This window comes from Pseudomonas sp. TH34, assembly GCF_016650865.1.
Classification (GTDB): Bacteria; Pseudomonadota; Gammaproteobacteria; order Pseudomonadales; family Pseudomonadaceae; genus Aquipseudomonas; species Aquipseudomonas yamanorum.
Genome location: NZ_JAEKFB010000022.1, coordinates 100,207 through 122,970 on the forward strand (window position 1 = coordinate 100,207; position 22,764 = coordinate 122,970).

The following is a 22,764-nucleotide window of genomic DNA, read 5'->3' on the forward strand; positions in this document are numbered from 1 at the left end:
TCGTGCCGCCATCGTTTCAGCGAGGCGTTCGATATGGCGTAACGACACACCGCCCTCCAGGCGGTTGGGAGTCATGTTGGAAAACTACTATCGCGAGCTGGTGTGTTTCCTTAACGCCAAGCTAGGCAACCGTCAGGTGGCCGAAGATGTGGTGCATGACGCTTATGTACGGGTACTGGCGCGTGCCAGTACGACTCCGATTGAGCAGCCGCGGGCGTTTTTGTATCGCACGGCGCTTAATCTGGTGATCGACGGTCACCGGCGCAACGCCTTGCGCCAGGATGAGCCACTGGAAGTGCTCGACAGCGAAGAGCGTTACTGTACGACGTCACCTCATAACAGCCACGATCACGGTCAGCGCCTGGACATGCTCGAGCGTGCCCTGGCCGAGCTACCGGTGCTGTGCCGCGACAGCTTCCTGCTGCGCAAGCTGGAGGGGCTGTCCCATGTGCAAATCGCCGAGCGCCTGAATATTTCCCGCGCGCTGGTGGAAAAACATATCGTCAATGCCATGAAGCATTGCCGGGTGCGCATGCGTGAGTGGGATGCGCACTGATTCCAGCGGTAGCTAAATTTTTTTTCATTGTCCTCGTCTCCTATCAACACATGACCTGTTGTTTAGCCTTCAGGTCTCTGAGGCTTTCCCGCCCCACACCGCCACGGGGCTTATCCAGAGGACACTGGAATGACACAGGCAATTGCATCGCCCGCCGTTCACGACTTGATCGGTATCGGTTTCGGCCCTTCGAACCTGGCGTTGGCCATCGCCCTGCAGGAACGCGAGAAAGCCCAGGGCAAACTGGACGTGCTGTTCCTCGACAAGCAGGCCGACTACCGCTGGCACGGCAATACCCTCGTGGCCCAGAGTGAATTGCAGATTTCCTTCCTCAAGGACCTGGTGACCCTGCGCAATCCCACCAGCCCGTATTCTTTCGTCAATTACCTGAAAGCCCACGGCCGCCTGGTGGACTTCATCAACCTGGGCACCTTCTATCCGTGCCGCATGGAGTACAACGACTACCTGCGCTGGGTCTCCGGGCAGTTCCAGGCGCAAAGCCGTTACGGCGAGGAAGTGCTGGCCATCGAGCCGATCCTGCATCAGCAGCAGGTCGAGGCGCTGCGGGTAATTTCCCGGGATGCCCAGGGTGAACAGCATGTGCGCACTACCCGGTCGGTGGTGGTCAGCGCCGGTGGTACGCCGCGTATTCCGGCGTCGTTCAAGGCGCTCAAGGATGACGGGCGGGTGTTCCATCACTCCCAGTACCTGGAGCGCATGGCCCAGCAACCGTGTGTTGACGGCAAGCCGATGCGCATCGCGATTATCGGTGGTGGCCAGAGCGCAGCCGAGGCGTTTATCGACCTCAACGACAGCTTCCCGTCGGTGCAGGTGGACATGATCCTGCGCGGCTCGGCCCTCAAGCCTGCGGATGACAGCCCGTTCGTCAACGAAGTGTTCTCGCCGGAGTTCACCGACCTGGTGTTCCAGCAGAACGGCAGCGAGCGCGAGCGCCTGGTCAACGAGTACCACAACACCAATTACTCGGTGGTGGACCTGGACCTGATCGAGCGTATCTACGGGATCTTCTACCGCCAGAAAGTCTCCGGCATCGCCCGTCACGCGTTCCGTACCCTCACCACCGTGGAAAAAGCCACGGCCGGGCCACTGGGTGTGGAGTTGGCGTTGCGCAACAACGCCACTGGCGAAACCAGCCTGAATCACTACGACGCCGTGGTGCTGGCCACCGGGTACGAGCGCCAGATGCACCGGCAGTTGCTGGCACCGCTGGCGGACTATATGGGCGACTTTGAAGTCAGCCGCGACTACCGCATTGTTACCGACGAGCGCTGCAAGGCCGGCATCTACATGCAGGGCTTCAGCCAGGCCAGCCATGGCTTGAGCGATACCTTGCTGTCGATCCTGCCGATCCGTGCCGACGAGATTGCCGCGTCGCTGTACGAGCACGACCGCAGCCGCGGCAAGAGCCGTTCGGTGCAGGACTTGTTGCTGGCCACCGCCAGCTGACAGGCTGCACTTGAACCGCGGGGGCGGCTGCTGATACTGTACAAAAAACCAGTATCGGTAGAAGCCCCATGCAGTTGATCGAAAAACTCAGCATCCTTGCCGACGCCGCCAAGTACGACGCCTCTTGCGCCAGCAGCGGCGCGCCCAAGCGCAGCTCGGAAGGCAAGGCGGGGCTGGGTTCCACCGATGGCATGGGCATCTGCCACAGCTATACACCCGACGGTCGCTGTGTGTCCTTGCTCAAGGTATTGCTGACCAACTTCTGTCTCTACGACTGCCAATACTGCGTCAACCGCCGCTCCAGCGACGTGCCCCGTGCACGCTTCAGCCCGGAGGAGGTGGTGACCCTGACCCTCGATTTCTATCGGCGCAATTGCGTCAGCGGGCTGTTTCTCAGCTCCGGCATCATCCGTTCGGCCGACTACACCATGGAGCAGCTGGTGCGGGTCGCCAAGCTCCTGCGGGAAGAGCATGACTTCCGTGGCTATATCCACCTCAAGACCATCCCCGAAGCCGACCCGGCGCTGATTGCCGAAGCGGGGCGGTATGCCGATCGCCTCAGCGTGAATATCGAGTTGCCGACGGACAAGAGCCTGCAAACCCTGGCGCCGGAGAAGCAGACTGTCTCGATCAAGCAGGCGATGCAGACCATCTACACCGGTGAACAGACCGTGCTCAACGAACCCCGCGCGCCGCGTTTCGCGCCGGCCGGGCAGAGCACGCAGATGATCGTCGGCGCCGATGACACCGACGACAGCACTATCCTCCACAGCGCCGAGGCGTTGTACGGCAATTTCAAACTGCGCCGCGTGTATTACTCGGCGTTCAGCCCGATCCCCAACAGCCCGAAAAGCGTGCCCTTGGCCGCGCCGCCGCTGATGCGCGAGCACCGCTTGTACCAGGCGGATTTCCTGTTGCGCAGCTATGGGTTCAGCGCCAATGAGCTGTTTGAAGGGCCGGGTGACCTGGCCCTGGATATCGACCCGAAACTGGCCTGGGCCCTGGAGCACCGCGAGGTGTTCCCGCTGGACCTGAACCGCGCCGAGCCGACCTTGATCGCACGTATTCCCGGAATTGGCCTGCGCACCACCCAACGGCTGGTGGACCTGCGTCGCCAGCGCAAGATCCGCTTCGAGGATTTGGCGCGCATGCGTTGTGTGCTCGCCAAGGCCAAGCCGTTTTTCATCACCAGTGACTACCACCCGCAGCAAGCGGAAAGCACCAGCGTGCTGCTGCGCGAACAACTGCGCGACCGTCCGCAGCCGCAACAAATGGGGCTGTGGGGATGATCAGCCTGGAATGCGACAACCTGTTCAGCACCTGGCGCGAGCAGGCGCGCTGGTTGCTCAGCCATCAGATTGACCCCAGCCATGTGAGTTGGGGCGTGGCCGAGGTGGCGGACCTGTTTGCCACGGACGAGCAGTACCCGGTCGAATGTGGGCCGTTCCAGGCGCGGATTCCCAAGTCGTTGCTGGAGCTGCTGGAGTCTGCCGCGTGTTATCACGGTGAGCAGCGCTGGAGCCTGTTGTATGAGGTGTTGTGGCGCGTCAGCCATGGGGACCGCACGGCGATGATGTCCGGGGACAAGCTGGGCAGCGAGTTGCAGCGACGGATCAAGCAGGTGCAGCGCGAGGCTCATCACCTGCATGCGTTTGTGCGGTTTATCGCGTTGCCGGCAGAGGCGGGGCCGGAGTTGCCGGAGTACGTGGCGTGGCATGAGCCGGCCCACGACATCTTGAAGGTGGCCAGTCAGCATTTTGTCGGGCGCATGGGGCGTCATCGCTGGATGATCGCGACGCCGCTGGACGGGGTTTATTACGACGGGGAGCAGTTGATTCATCGGCGGCAATGCCCGGTGGAATGGCAGGCGTTGGCGCAAAATGTCGAGGATCCCCACAGTGCGATGTGGCTGACGTACTACAGCCATATCTTTAACCCGGCGCGGTTGAATCCCAAGGTGATGGAAGGGCATTTGCCGAGTCGGTTCTGGAAGAATCTGCCGGAGGGCAAGTTGATTCCAGGGTTGATCAGCGAGGCGCGTACGGGCAAGCAGCGGGATGGGCAGGCGAAGATGATTGGGGCCAAGCCGGGTAAAAAAATCTCAAGCGGGCATGGTTAATGTGGGAGCTGGCTTGCCTGCGATGCAGACAACTCGGTGTTTCAGTTACACCAAGGTGATGCTATCGCAGGCAAGCCAGCTCCCACATTTGATCTTCAGTGTTTCGGGAAGTGAGGATTAGGCCAGTTCGGTCGCGGTGTTTTTTACGACCGCCAATTCCGGATGCGCCACCAACTTATCAATGTGCAATTCATCATTGTTCAACCAGGTTTCCGTCAACACCCGATAGTGCTCCATGTCCCGGCAGCGCATGCGCAGGCTGTAGTCGAACGGCCCGCTGATCAGTTGGCACTCGAACACTTGCGGGCAGGCTTTGACGCAGGCCTCGAACGCCTTCTGCGCCGAGCGCCCGCTCTGGTTGGAGAGGGCCACCAGTACCAGCAACGACAGCCCCGGCGAAACCATCTGCACGTCGATGATCGCCCCATAACCCCGGATGACCCCGCGTCGCTCCAGCTTGCGCACCCGTTCCAGGCACGGCCTGGGCGTCAGGTGCACCAGCGACGAGAGTTTTTCGTAGGTGATGCGTCCCTGGTGCCGTAATACATCGATGATGGCTTCATCGATGCGGTCCAGCACAGGTGAGGCGTTCGGTCCGGTGGCCTTGGTATCCATGGTGTGTGGTGTTCACTTCAATCGGTTGGAAAGAAATTGCTGCAAGCGTTCGCTGTTCGGCTGGTCGAGGATTTCGGCTCCGCCTTGCTCCTCGACGCGGCCCTGGTGCAGGAACAGCACTTGGCTGGACACCTGACGGGCAAAGCCCATTTCGTGGGTGACCATGAGCATGGTACGACCTTCCTCCGCCAGCGTCTGTATGACTTTAAGGACTTCTCCTACAAGTTCAGGGTCGAGGGCCGAGGTGGGTTCGTCGAACAGAATAATCTCCGGTTCCATCGCCAGGGCCCGGGCGATGGCCACGCGCTGCTGCTGGCCACCGGAGAGGAACGCCGGATATTGATCCGCCACCCGGCCCGGCAGGCCGACCTTGTCGAGGTACAGGCGGGCGCGTTTTTCCGCCTCGGCGGCGCTTACGCCGAGCACCCTGCGCGGGGCCATGGTGATGTTTTCCAGCACGGTCATGTGGCTCCACAGGTTGAAGTGCTGGAACACCATGGCCAGGCGGGTGCGCAGGTTCTGCAATTGCGCCTGGTGCGGCGCCCGCGTGCCGGCGCGGCCTGGTTGCATTTCGATGCTGATGCCGTCGAGGGTGATGACCCCGGCGTCCGGCTGTTCGAGGAAGTTGATGCAGCGCAGCATCGTGCTTTTGCCGGAGCCGCTGGCGCCGATCAGGCTGATCACGTCGCCATTGCGCGCGTTCAGCGAGACGCCCTTGAGCACTTCGTGCTCGCCATAGCGTTTGTGCAGGCCTTCGACCTGGAGTTTGACGTTGGCATTTTCGGCCACGGCGACCGGCTGGGTAGCGGGGCGTACATCGGTGGGATAAGCGGCCAGGGCCTGCGCGGACTGATTCATGGGTTAGCCTCGGGTAGGAACAAGAAAACGCATCCAGCGACGTTCGGCCAGTCGAAACAGGCCCACCAGTGCAAAGGACAGCAGCATGTACAACAGGGCCGCGATGCCGAAGGCCTGGAACGTCAGGAACGTCTCGGCGTTGGCGTCGCGGGCCACCTTGAGGATGTCGGCGATGGTGGCGGTGAACGCCAGGGAGGTCGCGTGCAGCATCAGGATCATTTCGTTGCTGTAGGCCGGCAGTGCACGGCGCAGTGCGGCGGGCACCACCACAAACAGGTTCAGGCGCCAGCCGTGCAGGCCGTAGGCCTTGGCAGCTTCGATTTCGCCGTGGGGGATGTTGCGGATCGCCCCGGCAAAGATTTCCACGGTGTAGGCGCACGTATTCAGTACAAACGCCAGCAGCGTGCAGTTCAGCGCATTGCGGAAAAACTGGTTGAGCAGGGCGTTGTCCTGCACCACCTCCAGGCCGTAGAGGCCGGTGTAGCAAATCAGCAACTGGATATACAGCGGCGTGCCGCGAAACAGGTAGGTGTAGACCTCCACCGGCCAGCGAACCCAGAAGTGTTCCGACACCCGCGCGATCGCCAGCGGGATCGACAGGAAGAAGCCCAGCACCACCGAGATAATGAACAGCCACAGGGTCATGGCTACCCCGGAAAAGCCGTTGCCATCGGTGAACAGGTAGGCCAGGCCGTATTGCTGGATCAGTTCGATCATCGCGCCATCCCCTTGATGCCCACGTTGTAGCGCCGTTCCAGGCGTTTGAAGATGCGGTTGGAGAGGGTGGTGATCACCAGGTACACCAGGCCCGCGAGGATCAGGAAATACAGCGGGTCATTGGTGGTCTTGCCGGCGTTTTGCGCGGCCTTGACCAGGTCCGACAGGCCGATGATCGACACCAGCGCCGTGGACTTGAGCAGCACCAGCCAGTTATTGCCCAGGCCCGGCAGGGCAAAGCGCATCAGTTGCGGGAACAGCACCAGGCGAAAGCGCTGCCAGCGGCTCAGGCCGTAGGCGGTGGCGGCTTCCAGCTGGCCGGCCGGCACGCTGAGAATCGCTCCGCGAAAGTTCTCGGTGAAATACGCACCGTAGATAAACCCGAGGGTGATGACACCGGCGGTAAACGGGTCGATTTCGAAGTAAGCCCAGCCGAGCATTTCACTCAGGTCGTTGAGCCACAGTTGCAGGCTGTAGAAAATCAGCAGGATCAGCACCAGGTCCGGGACGCTGCGGATCAGCGTGGTGTAGAGCGTGGCCGGGACCCGCAGCAGCTTGACGCTGGAGAGCTTGGCAGCGGCGGCGATCAGTCCCAGGGACAGGCTCAGCAGCAGCGCCAGGAACGCCAGCTTGACCGTCATCCAGGCACCCTGAGCCAGCAACGGGCCGAAGCCTTGCAAGTTGAGGAGTTCATTCACGGGGGAGATCTCGATGGGGCGCAGACATTTACTGTGGGAGCTGGCTTGCCTGCGATGGCGGTGGGGCAGCTGGCATATGTATGCCTGAACCACCGCCATCGCGGGCAAGCCCGCTCCCACATGGGCGGAGTGGCCGTTACTCGTTGTAGATATCCTGATCGCCGAAGTATTTCTTCTGGATCTGTGCGTAGGTGCCATCGGCCTGGACGGCGGCGATGCCTTTGTTGATCAGCTCCACCAACTCCTTGTCGTTCTTGCGCAGGCCCATGGCGATGTCGAGCGGCAGGGTTGGGTCCTTGAAGGCCGGGCCGGTCTTGAAGTCGGCGCCTTCAGGCTTGGACAGGAAGTTGAGCTGGGCTTCGAGCTTGTCGGTCAGGGTGGCGTCAAGGCGACCGTTTTGCAGGTCGGCGTAGTTCTGCTCCTGGGACTGGTAAGCCTTGATCTGCGCGCCGAGCTTGGCCAGGTGTGCACGGGCGTAGGCTTCCTGCAGCGAGCCTTGCAGCACGCCGACCTGTTTGCCTTTCAGGGATTCCGGGGTGTCGCCGAAGTCGGCGCTTTTGCGGGTGATCACCGAGGTGGGGCTGAGGAACAGGCGGTCGCTGAAGTCGATGACTTTCTGGCGGGCCGGGGTCACGGCCATGGAGGACATGATGGCGTCGAATTTGCGTGCGCGCAGGGCCGGGATCATGCCGTCGAATTCGTTGTGGACCCACACGCATTTGACTTCAAGCTTGGCGCAGATGGCGTTGCCCAGGTCGATGTCGAAACCTTGCAGGCTGCCATCGGCGGCAACGGATTCAAACGGTGGGTATTCGGGGAAGACCCCAAAGCGGATTTCTTTCCATTCCTGAGCCTGGGCAGCGGTGGCGGCCAATGGCAGGAGCAGCGCAGCGAAAAGTGATCGGAGCGGAGTCATGTGTATTCCCTATATTTTGTAATTGATGTCAGGGCAGTAGAAAACGGGACGCTAAGGTGTAGAGGCTTTTGTGGCGAGGGAGCTTGCTCCCGCTGGGCTGCGCAGCGGCCCCAAAATCCTGGGAGCGCTACGCACTCCAGCGGGAGCAAGCTCCCTAACCACATTGGGCTGTTTGTTGTCAGAGAGAATGCTTCAAGATGGTGCGTTTTTTGTGTCGTTTACCCCCGCCGCGGCGCGCGGAATGTGCTGTTAAAACGCGAGCTACAGCGGAAACGGCTGTCGCACCCGCTAAATCGGCTTGTCGGTGAGGTTGTTCCGGCCTCCCGCTCACGCAAAGCAGCAGGCCAGAGCGGTCTCAGGCGCGCTTTTTCTGCTGTGCGGCCGGTGCTTGTGCGAGGCGGGCAAACAGGTCCTTGGGGTCGGCCAGGTCCGGTACCAGTTCCAGTTCGCTGCCCACGTCCAGCGCCTTGGCCACGTCCAGCACGTAACGCAGGGCGGAGTAGTCTTCGATGGCAAAACCCACCGAGTCGAACAGGGTGACCTGGCGCGCATTTTCACGGCCCGGGGCCTGGCCGTTGATCACTTGCCACAGCTCGATGACCGGCGAATCTTCCGGCATGTGCTGGATTTCGCCTTCGATGCGGCTTTGGGGTTCGTACTCGACGATCACACGGGCACGCTCGACGATTCGTCGGTCCAGCTCGGTCTTGCCCGGGCAGTCGCCGCCGACGGCATTAAGGTGCATGCCCGGCTCGATCATCTCGTCCGTGAGGATGGTGGCGTAGGCTTTGTCGGCGGTGACGGTGGTGACGATGTCGGCACCTTTCACGGCTTCGGCCACGCTGCCTACCAGGATCACTTTGATCGCCGGGAAGGCTTTGAGGTTGGCCGCCAGTTTGGCGGTGGCCTTGGCATCGATGTCGAACAGGCGGATTTCAGTGATGCCCAACATCGCGTGGAAGGCCAGGGCCTGGAACTCGCTCTGGGAGCCGTTGCCGATCAACGCCATGCTGCGGCTGTTGTCCCGGGCCAGGTAGCGCGCTACCAGGGCCGAGGTGGCGGCGGTGCGGATCGCGGTGGTCAGGGTCATTTCCGCCAGCAGTACCGGTTTGCCGGTGTCCACATCGCCCAGGGCGCCGAAGGCCATGACAGTGAGCATGCCACTCTGGGTGTTTTTCGGGTGGCCGTTCACGTATTTGAAGGCGTACAGCGAGGCGTCGGAGACCGGCATCAGCTCGATCACGCCCTCGGGGGAGTGGTTGGCCAGGCGTGCGCATTTTTCAAAGTCCTGCCAGCGCAGGTAGTCGGCGCGGATGTACTCGGCCATCTCGGTGATGCAGGTTTGCAGGCCTTTTTGCGAAACCAGGTAGCTCAAGTCGTTGACGTCGATATAGCGGGTCATGGGAAGACTCCTTATTGAAATGAGGGACGGGTTGGCAGATGCACTTCGGCCAACATGCAGCGGGCACTGCCGCCGCCGATGCGTTCGATGTTGTCGATGTTCACCACCACCGGCCGGGTGTGGCGCTCCACATGCTGGCGCTGGTCGGGCTTGAGCGAGCCCCAGGCGCTGGCCGACATCACCAGCAGCGGCTGGCCGTTGCCGTCATGGACTTCCAGCATGTTGCCGGCGAAGGCTTCCAGCTGGTCGAAGTCCAGGGCGACGATGTCTTTGCCGGTGTCCCGCAGGGAGCGTTCCAGGGCCTGGCGCTCGTGATCGTCGGGCAGGGCTTGCAGGCACACCACGGAGAGGTCGCGACCGACGCTCATCATCACGTTGCTGTGGTAGATCGGCGCGTGGTGGCGGTCGACGGCGTGGAATACGCAGAGTTGGTAGTCCAGGCGTTCGGCGAACTGGCGCAGGGCGTCCTGATGGGTACGCCCGGAATGGCAGGCGTAGCTGATGCGGTGCTGACGGTCGAGGACCATGCTGCCGGTGCCTTCGAGGAACATGTTCTGTTGTTCGAGGTGGCTGAAGTCGATGGTGTTTTTGATCGCGAAGCGCTGCTCCAGTACTTGCAGCACGCCTTTGTCGCGTTCCAGTCGTCGGTTCCGGCCTTCCATCGGGTACAGCACCAGGCTGCCATCGGCGTGGCTGCTCCACCAGTTGTTGGGGAAGATCGAATCCGGGGTATGGGGAGCGGGGGTGTCTTGTACCACCAGCACTTCCACGCCGTGGTGGCGCAGGGTGTCGACGTAGCCATCGAACTCTTCCAGCGCTTTCTGCTGTGCCGCCAATGGGTCGAGGGGCGCGCGCTGGAAGCGGTTGTTGATCGCGGTGTCCGGGTTGAAGGCGAAGTGCGCCGGGCGGATCATCAGGACGGTATTGGTGGTTTGCATGGGTGCACGGGTCCATGGGGTTGGGCAGTGAAGCTATTTTGTGCGGTGTGAAGGAAGAATCCCGGCTGAAGTGAGGGGGCGGCCCAGCCGGGAAAGCTGAAAAGTGGGGTGGGGCAGCCGAATCGGCTGTTGAGGTGAGTGGAGATCAAAATGTGGGAGCTGGCTTGCCTGCGATAGCGGTGTATCAGCCAATCAAGCGTTGACTGACAGACCGCTATCGCAGGCAAGCCAGCTCCCACATTAGTATGGGGACGCTGCAGGAATTGAGTCCGTCATTAAGGAGTGCCCATGCCCACTGAAGTTCGTCTCGCCCAACCCTCCGATGCCGAGGGCATCAGCCAGGTCATTCTGGCGGCCCTGCATGACAGCAATGCCCGGGATTATCCGGCTGATGTGATTGCGCGGGTGGCGAGCAACTTTACCCCCGAGGCGGTCATGGGGTTGCTTGCTCGCCGAACGGTGCTGGTGGCGACGCAAGATAAAGTCATCGTCGCGACAGCGGCCCTCGATGGCAATGTGGTGCGCTCGGTGTTCGTCAATCCGGCGCTGCAAGGGCAGGGCATCGGGCGTTTGCTGATGATTGAACTCGAGTTGCGCGCCCGGGAAGCGGGAGTGACGACGCTGCATGTGCCGTCTTCGCTCACGGCCGAGCCGTTCTACACCAAGCTGGGTTTCCACACGGTGCGCGATGTCTACCATGGCAATGAGCGCACGCTGGTGATGGAGAAGGGGTTGTCATCCCGTCATCCCATCGGCGCCTATCGGGACCGTACGCATCGGGCGCAGGTGGTGGCGTTGTGGCAGGCGGCGTTTGGTTATGACGCGGCGCATAACCTGCCGAGCCTGGCGATCGACAAGAAGCTGGCGGTCAACGATGGGTTGTTCTTTGTGGCTACCGACAAGAAAGCGGTGATCGGCACCATTCTCGCCGGCTACGACGGGCATCGCGGCTGGCTGTATTCGGTGGCGGTGCATAACGATTACCGTCGCCAGGGCCTGGGCGCTTCGCTGGTGCGGCATGCGGAGCAGGCGTTGACGGCGTTGGGCTGCATGAAGATCAACTTGCAGATCACCAGCGGCAATGATGCGGTGATGGGGTTTTATGAGGCGTTGGGTTATGGCGCTGAGCCGCGTATCAGCATGGGCAAGAAGATCCTGGAAAACATTCCGATGGATAAGGCCTGAAGCCCGATTTTCCAAAAGCCGGAAACCAAATGTGGGAGCTGGCTTGCCTGCGATGGCGGTGGGTCAGTCAATAAACGTGTCGACTGATACTCCGCTATCGCAGGCAAGCCAGCTCCCACATTGGTTTTGTGGTGTTGCTGGCAGCCGGTTGCTTAGACCTTGACGATCCAACCCTCAGGCGCTTCAACGTCGCCGGACTGCACGCCGGTCAGCTCTTTGTAGAGCTTCTGGGTGACCGGGCCGACTTCTTTTTCGCTGTAGAACACGTGCAGCTTGTCTTTGTACTCGATGCCGCCGATCGGGGTGATCACGGCAGCGGTGCCGCAGGCACCGGCTTCCTTGAAATCCGACAGCTTGTCGATCAGCACGTCGCCTTCAACCACTTCCAGGCCCAGGCGGGATTTGGCCAGCTCGATCAGCGACAGGCGGGTGATGCCTGGCAACACCGACGGCGAGTTCGGGGTGACGAACTTGTTGTCGTGGGTGATCCCGAAGAAGTTGGCCGAGCCGACTTCTTCGATTTTCGAGTGGGTGGCCGGATCGAGGTAGATGCAGTCGGCGAAGTTGGCTTTTTTCGCCAGGGAACCAGGCATCAGGCTGGCGGCGTAGTTGCCACCGACCTTGGCTGCGCCGGTGCCGTTCGGTGCGGCACGGTCGTACCCGGAGATCAGGAAGTTGTGCGGGGTCAGGCCGCCCTTGAAGTAGGCGCCCACCGGGATGCAGAAGATCGAGAAGATGAACTCCGGCGCGGTACGCACGCCGATGTTGTCACCGGTGCCGATCACGAACGGGCGCAGGTACAGCGCGCCGCCGGTGCCGTACGGCGGGATGAACCGCTCGTTGGCACGGACTACTGCTTTACAGGCTTCGATGAAGGCGTCGGTCGGCACTTGTGGCATCAGCAGGCGACCGCAGCTGCGCTGCATGCGCGCGGCGTTCTGGTCGGGGCGGAACAGGTTGATTGAACCGTCCTTGCAGCGGTAGGCCTTGAGGCCTTCAAAGCATTGCTGGCCGTAGTGCAGGGCGGTGGAGCCCTCGCTGATGTGCAGCACGTTGTCGTCGGTCAGGGTGCCTTCTTGCCAGGCGCCGTCCTTCCAGGTCTGGAGGAAACGCTTGTCGGTCTTGATGTAGTCAAAACCCAGCTTGTCCCAATTGATGCTTTCGTTACCCATGACACCCTCTATCTTTTGTCAACCGCCTGGTCGAAGGCAGGCTTATGGTTTATTTCTGGATGGGCGCAACAATACTTCATTCTTGGCTTGTGTGGGAGCGGGGTAGGTGGACCATTCGACATCCTGGTTGGCCGATCCACCGTCATCGCGGGCAAGCCCGGCTCCCACATTCGACCGTGTTGCCCTGTCGAAAGCCGATCCCTTGTGGGAGCTGGCTTGCCTGCGATGGCGCCACCGCGGTCTCAAAGATGCAATGCATGCCCCAGGGCCCGCAGCGCCGCTTCCTGTACCGCTTCGCCGAGTGTCGGGTGGGCGTGGATGGTGCCCGCCACGTCTTCCAGGCGTGATCCCATTTCCAGGCTCAGGCCGAAGGCCGTGGACAATTCCGAGACACCCACGCCCACCGCCTGCCAGCCGACGATCAGGTGATTGTCGCGGCGCGCCACTACCCGCACGAAGCCGGTTTTCGACTCCAGGGTCATGGCCCGGCCATTGGCGGCGAACGGGAAGCTCGACACGATGCAGTCCAGCCCGGCCGCCTTGGCCTCGTCCGGGGTCTTGCCGACCACCACCAGTTCCGGGTCGGTGAAGCACACCGCCGGGATTGCGGCCGGGTTGAGTTCGCGGGATTTACCGCTGATCAGTTCGGCCACCATTTCGCCCTGGGCCATGGCGCGGTGGGCGAGCATCGGCTCACCGCTGAGGTCGCCGATGGCCCACACGTTGCGCATACTGGTCTGGCAACGGCTGTCGATCTTGATCGCCGAGCCGTTCATGTCGAGGTTCAAGGCTTCAAGGTTCCAGCCCTGGGTGTTGGGTTTGCGACCAACGGCAACCAGCACCTGGTCGGTTTCCAGCGACAGCGTCTCGCCGCTGGGGTCGCGCACTTGCAGGGTGTTGTTTTCAAAGCCGGTGACGCTGTGTTTCAGGAACACCTTCACCCCCAACTGCTTCAGGGATTCGGCCACCGGTTGGGTCAGTTCGGCGTCGTAGGCCGGCAGGATCCGGTCCTGAGCCTCAACCACGCTGACCTCGGCGCCGAGCTTGCGATAGGCAATCCCCAGCTCCAGGCCGATATAACCACCACCCACCACGATCAAGCGTTTAGGGATGCGTTTTGGCGCCAGGGCTTCGGTGGAGGAGATGATCGGCCCGCCAATCGGCAGCATCGGCAGGTTGACGCTTTTCGAGCCGGTGGCCAGCAGCAGGTGTTCACACTGGATGCGCTGGTCGCCGACGTCGACGGTCTTGCCGTCCACGACTTTGGCCCAGCCATGAATGACCTGGACCTTATGCTTTTTCAGCAGCGCCGCGACGCCGGTGGTCAGGCGGTCAACGATGCCGTCTTTCCATTCCACGCTTTTGCCGATGTCCAGGGTCGGCACATCGACTTCGATGCCCAGCGGCGAGCCCTGGCTGTGGTGCACGGTTTGCTGGAACTGTTCGGCGACATGAATCAGCGCCTTCGACGGAATGCAGCCGATATTCAGGCAGGTGCCGCCCAACGCTTGGCCTTCCACCAGGATGGTCGGGATGCCCAGTTGGCCGGCGCGAATCGCTGCCACGTAACCGCCAGGCCCGCCGCCGATAATCAGCAGCGTGGTGTGCAATGTTTGAGACATGGGTTACTCCAGGAACAGGCTGGCGGGTTGTTCGAGCAGGCCACGAATGGCCTGGATGAATTGCGCCGCGTCCATGCCATCGACCACCCGGTGATCGAAGGAGCTGGAGAGGTTCATCATCTTGCGGATCACGATCTGGCCCTTGATCACCATCGGCCGCTCGACGATGCGGTTGACGCCGACGATGGCCACTTCGGGCAGGTTCAGCACCGGGGTGCTGACGATCCCGCCCAATGCGCCCAGGCTGGTCAGGGTAATGCTCGAACCCGACAGCTCATCGCGACTGGCCTTGCCATTGCGCGCCGCATTCGCCAGACGATTGATTTCTTCCGCCGTGCCCCACAGGTTGCGGGCTTCGGCGTGACGCACCACCGGGACCATCAGGCCGACATCGCTCTGGGTGGCGACGCCCACATGCACTGCGCCGAGGCGGGTGATGACCTGGGCTTCGTCGTCATAACGCGCGTTGATCTGCGGGTAGTCGCGCAATGCGACGACCATGGCCCGCACCAGGAACGGCAGCAGGGTCAGCTTGCCGCGGGTGGCGCCGTGTTTCTCGTTGAGGTGCACGCGCAACTCGTCGAGGGCCGTGACGTCGATCTCCTCCACGTAGCTGAAATGCGCGGCGCGCCGGGTGGCGTCCTGCATGCGCTGGGCGATCTTGCGGCGCATGCCGATCACCGGGATTTGTTGCTCGTCGTTGCGTTCGGCGTACGGGTTGGAGGCACCGGAATTTTGCGCCGGACCCTGGAGCAAGTAAGCGTCCAGATCTTCATGCAGAATCCGGCCGGCCGGGCCTGAGCCCTGGACCAGTCGTAGCTGGATGCCAGCATCCAGCGCATGTTTGCGCACGGCCGGGGAGGCCAGCGGGCGGTCATCGGCCTCGCGGGCCACGGGCGCTTGCGCAGCCGCCACCGCATGCTTGGCTGCCGGTTTGGTTTCAACCACCGGCGCGGCCCTGGCTTCGACTTTCGGTGCAGGAGCCGGTGCTGGCGCGACCTCTTCAACCACCGCCGACAACGCCGACTCCCTGGTATTGCCCGCGCCTTCCACTTCGATACTGATCAAAATACTGCCCACCGCCATGACTTCGCCCGGCTCGCCGCCGAGGGAAATCACCTTGCCGTGCACCGGCGAGGGAATGTCCACCATGGCCTTGTCGGTCATCACGTCCGCCAGCACTTGGTCTTCTACCACCAGGTCGCCGACCTTGACGTGCCATACCGACAATTCAACTTCTGCGATGCCTTCGCCAATGTCCGGCATCTTGATAACGTGCGTGCCCATTCAGACCTCCATAACCCGATGCAAAGCCGCGCCCACTCGGGTCGGGCCAGGGAAATACGCCCACTCTTGCGCGTGCGGGTAGGGGGTGTCCCAACCGGTGACGCGCTCGATCGGCGCTTCCAGGTAGTGGAAGCAATGCTCCTGCACCAGCGCCACCAGCTCGGCACCGAACCCGCAGGTACGGGTGGCTTCGTGAACGATCACGCAGCGACGGGTTTTCTTCACGGAGTTGACGATGGTTTCCAGGTCCAGCGGCCACAGGCTGCGCAGGTCGATGACTTCAGCATCGATGCCGGTTTCTTCAGCGGCGACTTGCGACACATACACGGTGGTGCCGTAGGTAAGGATGGTCACGTCCTTGCCCGGGCGGGCGATGGCGGCCACGTCCAGCGGCACGGTGTAGTAACCGTCCGGCACTTGCGCTTGCGGGTGCTTCGACCACGGGGTTACCGGACGGTCGTGGTGGCCGTCGAACGGGCCGTTATACAGGCGCTTGGGTTCGAGGAAGATCACCGGGTCATCGTTTTCGATGGAAGCGATCAGCAGGCCCTTGGCGTCGTAAGGGTTGGACGGCATCACCGTGCGCAGGCCGCAGACCTGGGTGAACACCGCTTCAATACTCTGGCTGTGGGTCTGGCCGCCGTAGATGCCGCCGCCGCACGGCATGCGCATGGTCAGTGGGGCAGTGAACTGGCCGGCCGAGCGGTAACGCAGGCGGGCCGCTTCGGAAATGATCTGGTCGGTGGCGGGGTATACATAATCGGCAAACTGAATCTCGGCCACCGGCCGCAGGCCATAGGCGCCCATGCCGACCGCCACGCCGACGATCCCGCTTTCGGAGATCGGTGCGTCAAACACCCGCGAGGTGCCGTACTTGTTCTGCAAGCCTTCGGTGCAACGGAACACGCCGCCGAAGTAACCGACGTCCTGGCCGAACACCACCACATTGTCGTCGCGCTCAAGCATCACATCCATGGCCGAGCGCAAGGCCTGGATCATGGTCATGGTCGTGGTGGTCATGGCGGTTTCCAGCTCGATATTGTTGTTGTGATCGTTCATGTCAGATCCCCAACTCTTGACGCTGGCGCTTCAAGTGCTCCGGCATCTCTTTATAAACGTCTTCGAACATGGTCGCGGCGCTTGGAATCTGGCCACCGGCCAGGGTGCCGTACTGTTCGGCTTCTTTCTGGGCTTTGATCACTTCCGCTTCAAGCTCGGCACTCACCGTCGCGTGTTCCTCTTCGGACCACTGACCAATCTTGATCAGGTGCTGCTTGAGGCGGGCAATCGGGTCGCCCAGCGGGAAGTGGCTCCAGTCGTCGGCGGGACGGTATTTGGACGGGTCATCGGAAGTGGAGTGCGGGCCGGCACGGTAGGTCACCCACTCGATCAGGGTTGGCCCCAGGTTGCGGCGGGCGCGTTCGGCGGCCCAGGCGGAGGCGGCGTACACCGCGACAAAGTCATTGCCGTCCACCCGCAGGGAGGCGATGCCGCAACCTACGCCGCGTCCGGCAAAGGTCGTGGCTTCACCGCCGGCGATGGCCTGGAAGGTGGAGATCGCCCACTGGTTATTCACTACGTTCAGGATGACGGGCGCCCGGTACACGTGGGCGAAGGTGAGTGCGGTGTGGAAGTCGGATTCAGCGGTGGCGCCGTCGCCGATCCAGGCTGAGGCAATCTTGGTATCGCCCTTGATCGCCGAGGCCATGCCCCAGCCCACGCCTTGTACGAATTGGGTGGCGAGGTTGCCGGAAATCGTGAAGAAGCCGAAGTCTTTCACCGAGTACATGATCGGCAACTGGCGGCCCTTGAGCGGGTCGCGCTCGTTGGACAGCAGCTGGCAGATCAGGTCCACCAGCGGCACTTCCCGGGCCATCAGGATGCTTTGCTGGCGGTAGGTGGGGAAGCACATGTCGTCGATGTTCAAGGCCAGGGCCTGGGCGCTGCCGATGGCTTCTTCGCCGAGGCTTTGCATGTAGAACGACATCTTCTTCTGGCGCTGGGCGACCACCATGCGGTTGTCGAAGATCCGGGTCTTGAGCATGGCACGCATGCCCTTGCGCAGAATTTCGACTGGCACACCTTCAGCCCACGGGCCGAGGGCCTGGCCCTGATCGTCGAGCACGCGAATCAGGCCTTTGGCCAGGTCGGCGGTGTCGGCGGGTTCTACGTCAATTGGGGGTTTGCGCACCGTGCCTGCGTCAGTCAGGCGCAGGTAGGTAAAGTCGGTTTTGCAGCCTGGGCGGCCTGAGGGTTCAGGGACGTGCAGGCGCAGTGGTTCATACTGCTGAGTCATGGCTTTCTACGCTCTATCTTGTGAATTTCTTGTAGTGGGCGCGGTAGCTGACAATCCGTCTCCGGATAGGAGAAATCTTGTCCTACAACAATCATAGGCTCGGCTCAGGAGAATATTTATCTCTGTTTCGTTGCGTTGGAGATCATTTGGGGATAAAAAAACTGCATAAACATAATAAACAGGTGGTTTTGTCTCATGCGCAAACTGGACCGTATCGATATCGGCATTCTGAACGCCCTTCAGGAGAACGCCCGCATCACCAACGCCGACCTGGCCCGCTCGGTCAACCTGTCGCCCACGCCGTGTTTCAACCGGGTCAAGGCGATGGAAGAACTGGGGCTGATTCGCGACCAGGTGACGCTGCTGGACGCCGACCTGCTGGGGCTGCACGTCAATGTGTTCATCCACGTCAGCCTGGAAAAGCAGAACGAATTGGCATTGCAGCAATTCGAAGGGGCGATTTCGGATCGCCCAGAAGTGATGGAGTGCTACCTGATGGCCGGCGACCCCGACTATTTGATTCGGGTGCTGGTGCCGACCATCCAGTCCCTGGAGCGCTTCATGATGGACTTTTTGACCAAGGTCCCGGGTGTCGCCAACATCCGCTCCAGTTTTGCCCTCAAGCAAGTGCGCTACAAGACCGCACTGCCACTACCGGCCAACGGCATCAATCTCGGTTAATACACCCTGTTCATAAACAACACAGCTCAACTGTGGGAGCCGGGCTTGCCCGCGATGGCGGAGTATCAGTCACCAGATGCGCTGTCTGACACACCGCTATCGTAGGCAAGCCAGCTCCCCCAATTGGCAGTGCATTTCAAAGCTGGTTGAGCGGAATCTTCAGATACACCACACCGTTGGCTTCGGCCGGCGGCATCACCCCGGCCCGCACATTCACCTGAATCGCCGGCAACAACAGCGTCGGCATGCCCAACCCGGCATCCCGAGTGGTGCGCATCTCGACAAACGCCGCCTCATCCACCCCGTCATGCACATGAATATTGCCTGCCCGCTGTTCAGCCACTGTGGTCAGGCACTTGGCGGCGCGTCCTTCAGGCGGATAGTCATGGCACACGTACAACCGGGTCAGCGGCGGGAACGCCAACAACTTGCGCATCGACGCGTATAACTGGCGCGCATCGCCACCGGGGAAATCGCAGCGCGCCGTGCCCACATCCGGCATGAACAGCGTGTCGCCCACCAGAATCAACTGGTCATCGATCAGGTAAGCCATGTCCGCCGGTGTATGCCCCGGCACATGCAGCGCCTGGGCCTTCAGGTTGCCGATGTGAAACACCTCATCCGGCGCAAACAGGTGGTCGAACTGCGACCCGTCCACCCGAAACTCCGGTTCCAGGTTGAACAGGTTCTTGAACACCCCCTGTACCTTGCTGATGGACTCGCCAATCGCGATCTTGCCCCCCAGCTGCCGACGCAAATACGGCGCCGCCGACAAGTGATCCGCATGGGCATGGGTTTCGAGCAACCACTGCACCTGTAAGCCATGCTCGCGCACAAACGCGACCACCTTGTCCGCCTGGTCGGTACCGGTGCGTCCGGAGGCCGGGTCGTAATTGAGCACCGAATCAACGATGGCGCACGGGCCACCGTCCGTTTCATAGACGACGTAGGTGTAGGTCGACGACGCCTCGTCCAGAAAGGATTGAATCAACGCTGGCATGACGGTTGTCCCAAATAAGTAGTTACAATCACTTTACGTTTACACATAATGTTTTGAGCTTAAGTGACAGAGAGAGCCACACGCAAATGGAATCGAACCTGAGTGAAGGCGAAGTCGCGCAATTGCGTGCCTCCGCGTCCAAGGCCTGCGCCTTGCTCAAGGCCCTGGCCAATGAAGACCGGCTGTTGATTCTCTGCCAGTTGACCCAGGGCGAGCGCAACGTTGGCGAGCTGGAAACCATGACCGGTGTGCGTCAACCAACGCTGTCTCAACAGTTGGGCATCCTGCGGGACGAAGGGTTGGTGGCCACCCGTCGGGAAGGCAAATACATTTTCTACGGGCTGGCCAGCCACGAAGTGATTCAAGTGATGAAGACGCTGTCCGGGCTGTATTGCGGCGCAGTGATAAAAAGCTGGGCGTGACGCCGTACGGCAACGACCCTTGTGTGCACTTTTAAAAGAAAGGCCATAGATCATGAACGACCAACACTGGGGACCTACCATCAGTGGCGATATCGTTGTCATCGGTGGCGGCTCGGCAGGCATCGGCCTGCTGGCCAGCCTGCTCAAGCGCGACCCGCACCTGAATATCATCCTGATCGAGCCCAGCGACCACCACTACTACCAGCCGGCCTGGACCCTGGTGGGCGGCGGCGCCTATGACGTCAAAAAGACCGTGCGCCCCATGGCCGACGTGCTGCCCAACGGCGTCACCTGGATCCAGGCGGCCGTCAGCGAATTACTGCCCGACGAGCACACCCTGGTGCTCGACAGCGCCCAGCGAGTGACCTGGAAAAACCTGATTGTGTGCCCGGGCCTGCGCCTGGCCTGGGAAAAAATCGAAGGTTTGCCAGAGACCCTTGGCCAGCATGGCGTAACGTCCAACTACAGCTACGAGCACGCCGCCTACACCTGGCAGCTGGTGCAGCAACTCAAAAATGGCAAGGCGCTGTTCACCCAGCCGACCATGCCGATCAAATGTGCCGGCGCCCCGCAAAAAGCCATGTACCTGTCATGCGATCACTGGCTCCGGCAGGGTGACCTGAAAAACATCAAGGTCGAATTCAACCTGGCCGGTGCCGCCTTGTTTGGCGTGGCCACCTTCGTCCCGCCGCTGATGAAGTACGTTGAAAAGTACGCCGCACAACTGGCGTTCAACTCCAACCTGATCAAGGTCGACGGCCCCGCGCGCAAGGCCTGGTTCGAGATCAAGGACGCCGAAGGCAATGTGCGCGTCGAAGAGAAAACCTTCGACCTGCTGCACGTCGTCCCACCGCAGGTCGCCCCGGACTTTATCCGCAACAGCCCCTTGGCTGATGCCGCCGGCTGGTGCGAAGTGAATCCCCATAGCCTGCAACACCTGCGCTACCCGCACATCTTCGGCCTCGGCGATGTGTGCTCCACCACCAACGCCAAGACCGCAGCGGCCGTGCGCAAGCAAATCGTGGTGGTCGCGGAAAACCTGCTAGCCCTGCGCAAACAGGCGCCGCTGCCCCTCAAGTACGACGGCTATGGCTCCTGCCCGCTGACGGTGGAGAAGGGCAAGGTGGTACTGGCCGAATTCGGCTATGGCGGCAAGCTTCTGCCGACTTTCCCCCTCGACCCGACTGTGGCGCGGCGTTCGGCGTGGTTCCTCAAGGCGAGTTTCCTGCCGTGGTTCTACTGGAACGGCATGCTCAAGGGCCGCGAGTGGCTGACCCGTCTGGCCAAGGTGGATTGAGGCAACCCTATGCTGCTGGCAAGTTTTCTGGGCGTGTTGATGGGGTTGGTCATGGGCCTGACCGGCGCCGGGGGCGGCATCCTTGGCGTCCCGGCGCTGGTGTTGGGGCTGGGTTTGACCATGACCCAGGCCGCACCCGTGTCGTTGTTCGCGGTGGGCGCCGCCGCTGCCGTGGGGGCTATCGATGGCTTGCGCCATGGCCTGGTGCGTTACCGCGCGGCGCTGCTGATTGCGCTGCTCGGCGCACTGTTTTCGCCGCTGGGGGTGTTCTTCGCCCATCAGATGTCTGAGAAAGTCCTGATGGGCCTGTTCAGTGCGCTGATGGTGCTGGTGGCCTGGCGCATGCTGCAACGGGAGAAGCTTGAGGCCGGGCCGAGCGACCATGGCACCGCGTCGTGGGGCCAGAAGAACTGCATGCTTGATCAACAGACCGGGCGTTTTTCCTGGACCGCCAAGTGCACTGCCACCCTGGCGGCCCTGGGGGCAGTGACCGGTGCGGTCTCGGGCTTGCTCGGGGTGGGCGGTGGCTTCCTGATCGTGCCGGCGTTCAAGCAACTGACCGATGTGCAGATGCGCGGCATTGTCGCTACCTCGCTGATGGTGATCAGCCTGATCTCGTTGATCGGTGTGATCGGCGCGTTTCATGCAGGGGTCAGTATCGAGCCGATGGGCTGGGTGTTTATCGGTTCGAGCATTGTCGGCATGTTGGCGGGGCGGCGCCTGTGCTCGGTGATCAACGCGCGCACCTTGCAGGTGGGTTTTGCCACCCTGTGTGTACTGGTGGCGGCGGGCATGCTGTTTCGGGCCCTCATGCAGGTGCCTTGAAATGCACGGGTATCAGCGCCGCAGGTAGGCACCGAAGTCGATGTCCCCGGCGCTGAGAATCGCCTGCACCCGATTGTGCACGTTCAACTTGCGCAGGATCGCCGAGACATGGGCCTTCACGGTGGTCTCGGCAATCTCCAGGCTATAGGCAATTTGCTTGTTCGAGTCGCCCTTGGTCATCCGTTCCAGCACCAGCAATTGCTTGCGGGTCAGGGCTTGCAGCAGCTCCGGCGCAAGCCCCAGGCAATCATTCATGCGCCGTTGCCCGCCGATTTTCTGGCTGCGAATAATCTCCGGCGGCAAATACACATTGCCGTTGAGAATCTGTTGGATCGCTTCGGTCATCTGCAGCCTGGGCGAGGACTTGGTGATAAACCCCACCGCGCCATAGGTGATGGCTTGCAGCACGACCTGCTTGTCCTGCTCGGCAGACACGATCACCACCGGAATCGTCGGCGACTCGTTGCGCAGGTTGATCAGGCCATTGAGGCCGTGCATGCCCGGCATGTTCAGGTCCAGCAGGATCAGATCCAGGTCGTCGTGCTCCTGGCTCAGGGCCAGGGCGCTGTCCAGGTCGCCGGTTTCCATCACTTCGCTGCCCGGGAACCCGTCGCTGATGACGTTGTGGATCGCTTCGCGAAACAGTGGGTGATCATCGGCTATCAGAATTTTGTACATGGACGTTCGCCTT

At 61.6% G+C, this 22,764-nt stretch carries 23 protein-coding genes; 9 read left to right on the forward strand and 14 right to left on the reverse strand.

The genetic code is table 11. From position 1 onward, the window contains the following. Positions 1-73 precede the first annotated feature (73 nt). The 4 genes from JFU58_RS17260 (at position 74) to JFU58_RS17275 (ending at position 4,142) form a co-directional block, all read left to right on the forward strand. A complete protein-coding gene (locus JFU58_RS17260; protein ID WP_093207894.1) occupies positions 74-556 on the forward strand; it encodes a sigma-70 family RNA polymerase sigma factor in 483 nt (160 codons plus the stop codon). 129 nt (positions 557-685) lie between these two features. Beyond that, positions 686-2,023, forward strand: a complete 1,338-nt coding sequence (locus JFU58_RS17265) for a lysine N(6)-hydroxylase/L-ornithine N(5)-oxygenase family protein (protein ID WP_063028530.1) — start codon at positions 686-688, stop codon at positions 2,021-2,023. 68 nt (positions 2,024-2,091) lie between these two features. Continuing rightward, entirely contained in the window at positions 2,092-3,312 is a 1,221-nt protein-coding gene (locus JFU58_RS17270) for a putative DNA modification/repair radical SAM protein (protein WP_201141343.1), read from the forward strand. Continuing rightward, entirely contained in the window at positions 3,309-4,142 is an 834-nt protein-coding gene (locus JFU58_RS17275; RefSeq protein WP_201141345.1) for a TIGR03915 family putative DNA repair protein, read from the forward strand. Before JFU58_RS17270 ends, JFU58_RS17275 begins: the two co-directional genes overlap by 4 nt. 117 nt (positions 4,143-4,259) lie before the next feature. Here the strand turns inward: JFU58_RS17275 and JFU58_RS17280 are convergent, their stop codons facing one another. The 7 genes from JFU58_RS17280 to ctlX form a co-directional block, all read right to left on the reverse strand. After that, positions 4,260-4,757 (reverse strand): Lrp/AsnC family transcriptional regulator, encoded by a 498-nt coding sequence (locus tag JFU58_RS17280; RefSeq protein ID WP_003208571.1) that lies wholly within the window; start codon positions 4,755-4,757, stop codon positions 4,260-4,262. A 12-nt stretch (positions 4,758-4,769) separates the two neighbouring features. Further along, a complete protein-coding gene (locus tag JFU58_RS17285) occupies positions 4,770-5,615 on the reverse strand; it encodes an ABC transporter ATP-binding protein (protein ID WP_207198363.1) in 846 nt (281 codons plus the stop codon). A gap of 3 nt (positions 5,616-5,618) precedes the next feature. Continuing rightward, positions 5,619-6,332 (reverse strand): ABC transporter permease, encoded by a 714-nt coding sequence (locus tag JFU58_RS17290; protein ID WP_063028534.1) that lies wholly within the window; start codon positions 6,330-6,332, stop codon positions 5,619-5,621. Beyond that, positions 6,329-7,030 carry an ABC transporter permease gene (locus tag JFU58_RS17295; RefSeq protein ID WP_063028536.1) on the reverse strand — a complete coding sequence of 234 codons (702 nt, stop codon included), beginning with the start codon at positions 7,028-7,030 and terminating at the stop codon, positions 6,329-6,331. Before JFU58_RS17295 ends, JFU58_RS17290 begins: the two co-directional genes overlap by 4 nt. 136 nt (positions 7,031-7,166) lie before the next feature. Next, entirely contained in the window at positions 7,167-7,946 is a 780-nt protein-coding gene (locus JFU58_RS17300) for an ABC transporter substrate-binding protein (protein ID WP_063028538.1), read from the reverse strand. A 355-nt stretch (positions 7,947-8,301) separates the two neighbouring features. Beyond that, complete coding sequence (locus tag JFU58_RS17305) at positions 8,302-9,348, reverse strand: ornithine cyclodeaminase (RefSeq protein ID WP_201141347.1); 1,047 nt, start codon at positions 9,346-9,348, stop codon at positions 8,302-8,304. Between the two features lie 11 nt (positions 9,349-9,359). Then, positions 9,360-10,286: a citrulline utilization hydrolase CtlX gene (gene ctlX, locus JFU58_RS17310; protein ID WP_201141349.1), complete on the reverse strand. Its 927-nt coding sequence runs from the start codon at positions 10,284-10,286 to the stop codon at positions 9,360-9,362. Positions 10,287-10,574: 288 nt separating this feature from the next. Here ctlX and JFU58_RS17315 point away from each other — a divergent pair, with 288 nt between their 5' ends. After that, the gene (locus JFU58_RS17315; protein WP_201141351.1) at positions 10,575-11,471 is read left to right on the forward strand and encodes a GNAT family acetyltransferase; all 897 of its coding nucleotides are present in this window, start codon (positions 10,575-10,577) and stop codon (positions 11,469-11,471) included. Between the two features lie 152 nt (positions 11,472-11,623). Here the strand turns inward: JFU58_RS17315 and JFU58_RS17320 are convergent, their stop codons facing one another. The 5 genes from JFU58_RS17320 to JFU58_RS17340 all read right to left on the reverse strand — a co-directional run bounded on the left by JFU58_RS17320 (position 11,624) and on the right by JFU58_RS17340 (position 17,848). Continuing rightward, complete coding sequence (locus tag JFU58_RS17320; protein WP_063028544.1) at positions 11,624-12,643, reverse strand: branched-chain amino acid aminotransferase; 1,020 nt, start codon at positions 12,641-12,643, stop codon at positions 11,624-11,626. Positions 12,644-12,885: 242 nt separating this feature from the next. Next, positions 12,886-14,265, reverse strand: a complete 1,380-nt coding sequence (gene lpdA, locus JFU58_RS17325) for a dihydrolipoyl dehydrogenase (protein WP_201141353.1) — start codon at positions 14,263-14,265, stop codon at positions 12,886-12,888. A 3-nt stretch (positions 14,266-14,268) separates the two neighbouring features. Then, positions 14,269-15,552 carry a dihydrolipoamide acetyltransferase family protein gene (locus tag JFU58_RS17330; protein WP_201141355.1) on the reverse strand — a complete coding sequence of 428 codons (1,284 nt, stop codon included), beginning with the start codon at positions 15,550-15,552 and terminating at the stop codon, positions 14,269-14,271. Beyond that, entirely contained in the window at positions 15,553-16,611 is a 1,059-nt protein-coding gene (locus JFU58_RS17335) for an alpha-ketoacid dehydrogenase subunit beta (protein WP_003212859.1), read from the reverse strand. Between the two features lies 1 nt (position 16,612). After that, positions 16,613-17,848 (reverse strand): 3-methyl-2-oxobutanoate dehydrogenase (2-methylpropanoyl-transferring) subunit alpha, encoded by a 1,236-nt coding sequence (locus JFU58_RS17340; RefSeq protein WP_063028550.1) that lies wholly within the window; start codon positions 17,846-17,848, stop codon positions 16,613-16,615. A gap of 195 nt (positions 17,849-18,043) precedes the next feature. On the opposite strand from JFU58_RS17340, the gene bkdR reads away from it, so the two are divergent. After that, positions 18,044-18,529, forward strand: a complete 486-nt coding sequence (gene bkdR, locus JFU58_RS17345; protein WP_003212855.1) for a Bkd operon transcriptional regulator BkdR — start codon at positions 18,044-18,046, stop codon at positions 18,527-18,529. Positions 18,530-18,665: 136 nt separating this feature from the next. On the opposite strand, the gene JFU58_RS17350 is transcribed toward bkdR, so the two are convergent. Next, the gene (locus JFU58_RS17350; protein WP_201141357.1) at positions 18,666-19,529 is read right to left on the reverse strand and encodes an MBL fold metallo-hydrolase; all 864 of its coding nucleotides are present in this window, start codon (positions 19,527-19,529) and stop codon (positions 18,666-18,668) included. Between the two features lie 86 nt (positions 19,530-19,615). Between JFU58_RS17350 and JFU58_RS17355 the strand changes: the two genes are divergently transcribed. Genes JFU58_RS17355 through JFU58_RS17365 form a run of 3 tightly spaced genes read left to right on the forward strand, consistent with a single transcriptional unit; the run spans position 19,616 to position 22,073 of the window. Continuing rightward, positions 19,616-19,951 (forward strand): ArsR/SmtB family transcription factor, encoded by a 336-nt coding sequence (locus JFU58_RS17355; protein ID WP_010166774.1) that lies wholly within the window; start codon positions 19,616-19,618, stop codon positions 19,949-19,951. A 52-nt stretch (positions 19,952-20,003) separates the two neighbouring features. Further along, on the forward strand, positions 20,004-21,248 hold the full coding sequence (locus tag JFU58_RS17360; RefSeq protein ID WP_201141359.1) for an FAD/NAD(P)-binding oxidoreductase: 1,245 nt from the start codon (positions 20,004-20,006) through the stop codon (positions 21,246-21,248). Between the two features lie 9 nt (positions 21,249-21,257). Next, positions 21,258-22,073, forward strand: coding sequence for a sulfite exporter TauE/SafE family protein (locus JFU58_RS17365; protein ID WP_201141361.1), 816 nt, complete (start codon positions 21,258-21,260; stop codon positions 22,071-22,073). 12 nt (positions 22,074-22,085) lie between these two features. Here the strand turns inward: JFU58_RS17365 and JFU58_RS17370 are convergent, their stop codons facing one another. Next, positions 22,086-22,751: a response regulator transcription factor gene (locus JFU58_RS17370; protein WP_063028558.1), complete on the reverse strand. Its 666-nt coding sequence runs from the start codon at positions 22,749-22,751 to the stop codon at positions 22,086-22,088. Positions 22,752-22,764 lie beyond the last annotated feature (13 nt).

What these genes read in the sequence shown, in the direction of transcription:
- JFU58_RS17335 (WP_003212859.1), bottom strand. Translation starts at nt 16,611, where the DNA reads ATGAACGATCACAACAACAATATCGAGCTGGAAACCGCCATGACCACC.
- JFU58_RS17315 (WP_201141351.1), top strand. Translation starts at nt 10,575, where the DNA reads ATGCCCACTGAAGTTCGTCTCGCCCAACCCTCCGATGCCGAGGGCATC.
- ctlX (WP_201141349.1), bottom strand. Translation starts at nt 10,286, where the DNA reads ATGCAAACCACCAATACCGTCCTGATGATCCGCCCGGCGCACTTCGCC.
- JFU58_RS17365 (WP_201141361.1), top strand. Translation starts at nt 21,258, where the DNA reads ATGCTGCTGGCAAGTTTTCTGGGCGTGTTGATGGGGTTGGTCATGGGC.
- JFU58_RS17340 (WP_063028550.1), bottom strand. Translation starts at nt 17,848, where the DNA reads ATGACTCAGCAGTATGAACCACTGCGCCTGCACGTCCCTGAACCCTCA.
- JFU58_RS17320 (WP_063028544.1), bottom strand. Translation starts at nt 12,643, where the DNA reads ATGGGTAACGAAAGCATCAATTGGGACAAGCTGGGTTTTGACTACATC.
- JFU58_RS17280 (WP_003208571.1), bottom strand. Translation starts at nt 4,757, where the DNA reads ATGGATACCAAGGCCACCGGACCGAACGCCTCACCTGTGCTGGACCGC.
- JFU58_RS17275 (WP_201141345.1), top strand. Translation starts at nt 3,309, where the DNA reads ATGATCAGCCTGGAATGCGACAACCTGTTCAGCACCTGGCGCGAGCAG.
- JFU58_RS17270 (WP_201141343.1), top strand. Translation starts at nt 2,092, where the DNA reads ATGCAGTTGATCGAAAAACTCAGCATCCTTGCCGACGCCGCCAAGTAC.
- JFU58_RS17265 (WP_063028530.1), top strand. Translation starts at nt 686, where the DNA reads ATGACACAGGCAATTGCATCGCCCGCCGTTCACGACTTGATCGGTATC.
- JFU58_RS17370 (WP_063028558.1), bottom strand. Translation starts at nt 22,751, where the DNA reads ATGTACAAAATTCTGATAGCCGATGATCACCCACTGTTTCGCGAAGCG.
- lpdA (WP_201141353.1), bottom strand. Translation starts at nt 14,265, where the DNA reads ATGTCTCAAACATTGCACACCACGCTGCTGATTATCGGCGGCGGGCCT.
- JFU58_RS17330 (WP_201141355.1), bottom strand. Translation starts at nt 15,552, where the DNA reads ATGGGCACGCACGTTATCAAGATGCCGGACATTGGCGAAGGCATCGCA.
- JFU58_RS17350 (WP_201141357.1), bottom strand. Translation starts at nt 19,529, where the DNA reads ATGCCAGCGTTGATTCAATCCTTTCTGGACGAGGCGTCGTCGACCTAC.
- JFU58_RS17260 (WP_093207894.1), top strand. Translation starts at nt 74, where the DNA reads ATGTTGGAAAACTACTATCGCGAGCTGGTGTGTTTCCTTAACGCCAAG.
- bkdR (WP_003212855.1), top strand. Translation starts at nt 18,044, where the DNA reads ATGCGCAAACTGGACCGTATCGATATCGGCATTCTGAACGCCCTTCAG.
- JFU58_RS17360 (WP_201141359.1), top strand. Translation starts at nt 20,004, where the DNA reads ATGAACGACCAACACTGGGGACCTACCATCAGTGGCGATATCGTTGTC.
- JFU58_RS17305 (WP_201141347.1), bottom strand. Translation starts at nt 9,348, where the DNA reads ATGACCCGCTATATCGACGTCAACGACTTGAGCTACCTGGTTTCGCAA.
- JFU58_RS17285 (WP_207198363.1), bottom strand. Translation starts at nt 5,615, where the DNA reads ATGAATCAGTCCGCGCAGGCCCTGGCCGCTTATCCCACCGATGTACGC.
- JFU58_RS17300 (WP_063028538.1), bottom strand. Translation starts at nt 7,946, where the DNA reads ATGACTCCGCTCCGATCACTTTTCGCTGCGCTGCTCCTGCCATTGGCC.
- JFU58_RS17355 (WP_010166774.1), top strand. Translation starts at nt 19,616, where the DNA reads ATGGAATCGAACCTGAGTGAAGGCGAAGTCGCGCAATTGCGTGCCTCC.
- JFU58_RS17290 (WP_063028534.1), bottom strand. Translation starts at nt 6,332, where the DNA reads ATGATCGAACTGATCCAGCAATACGGCCTGGCCTACCTGTTCACCGAT.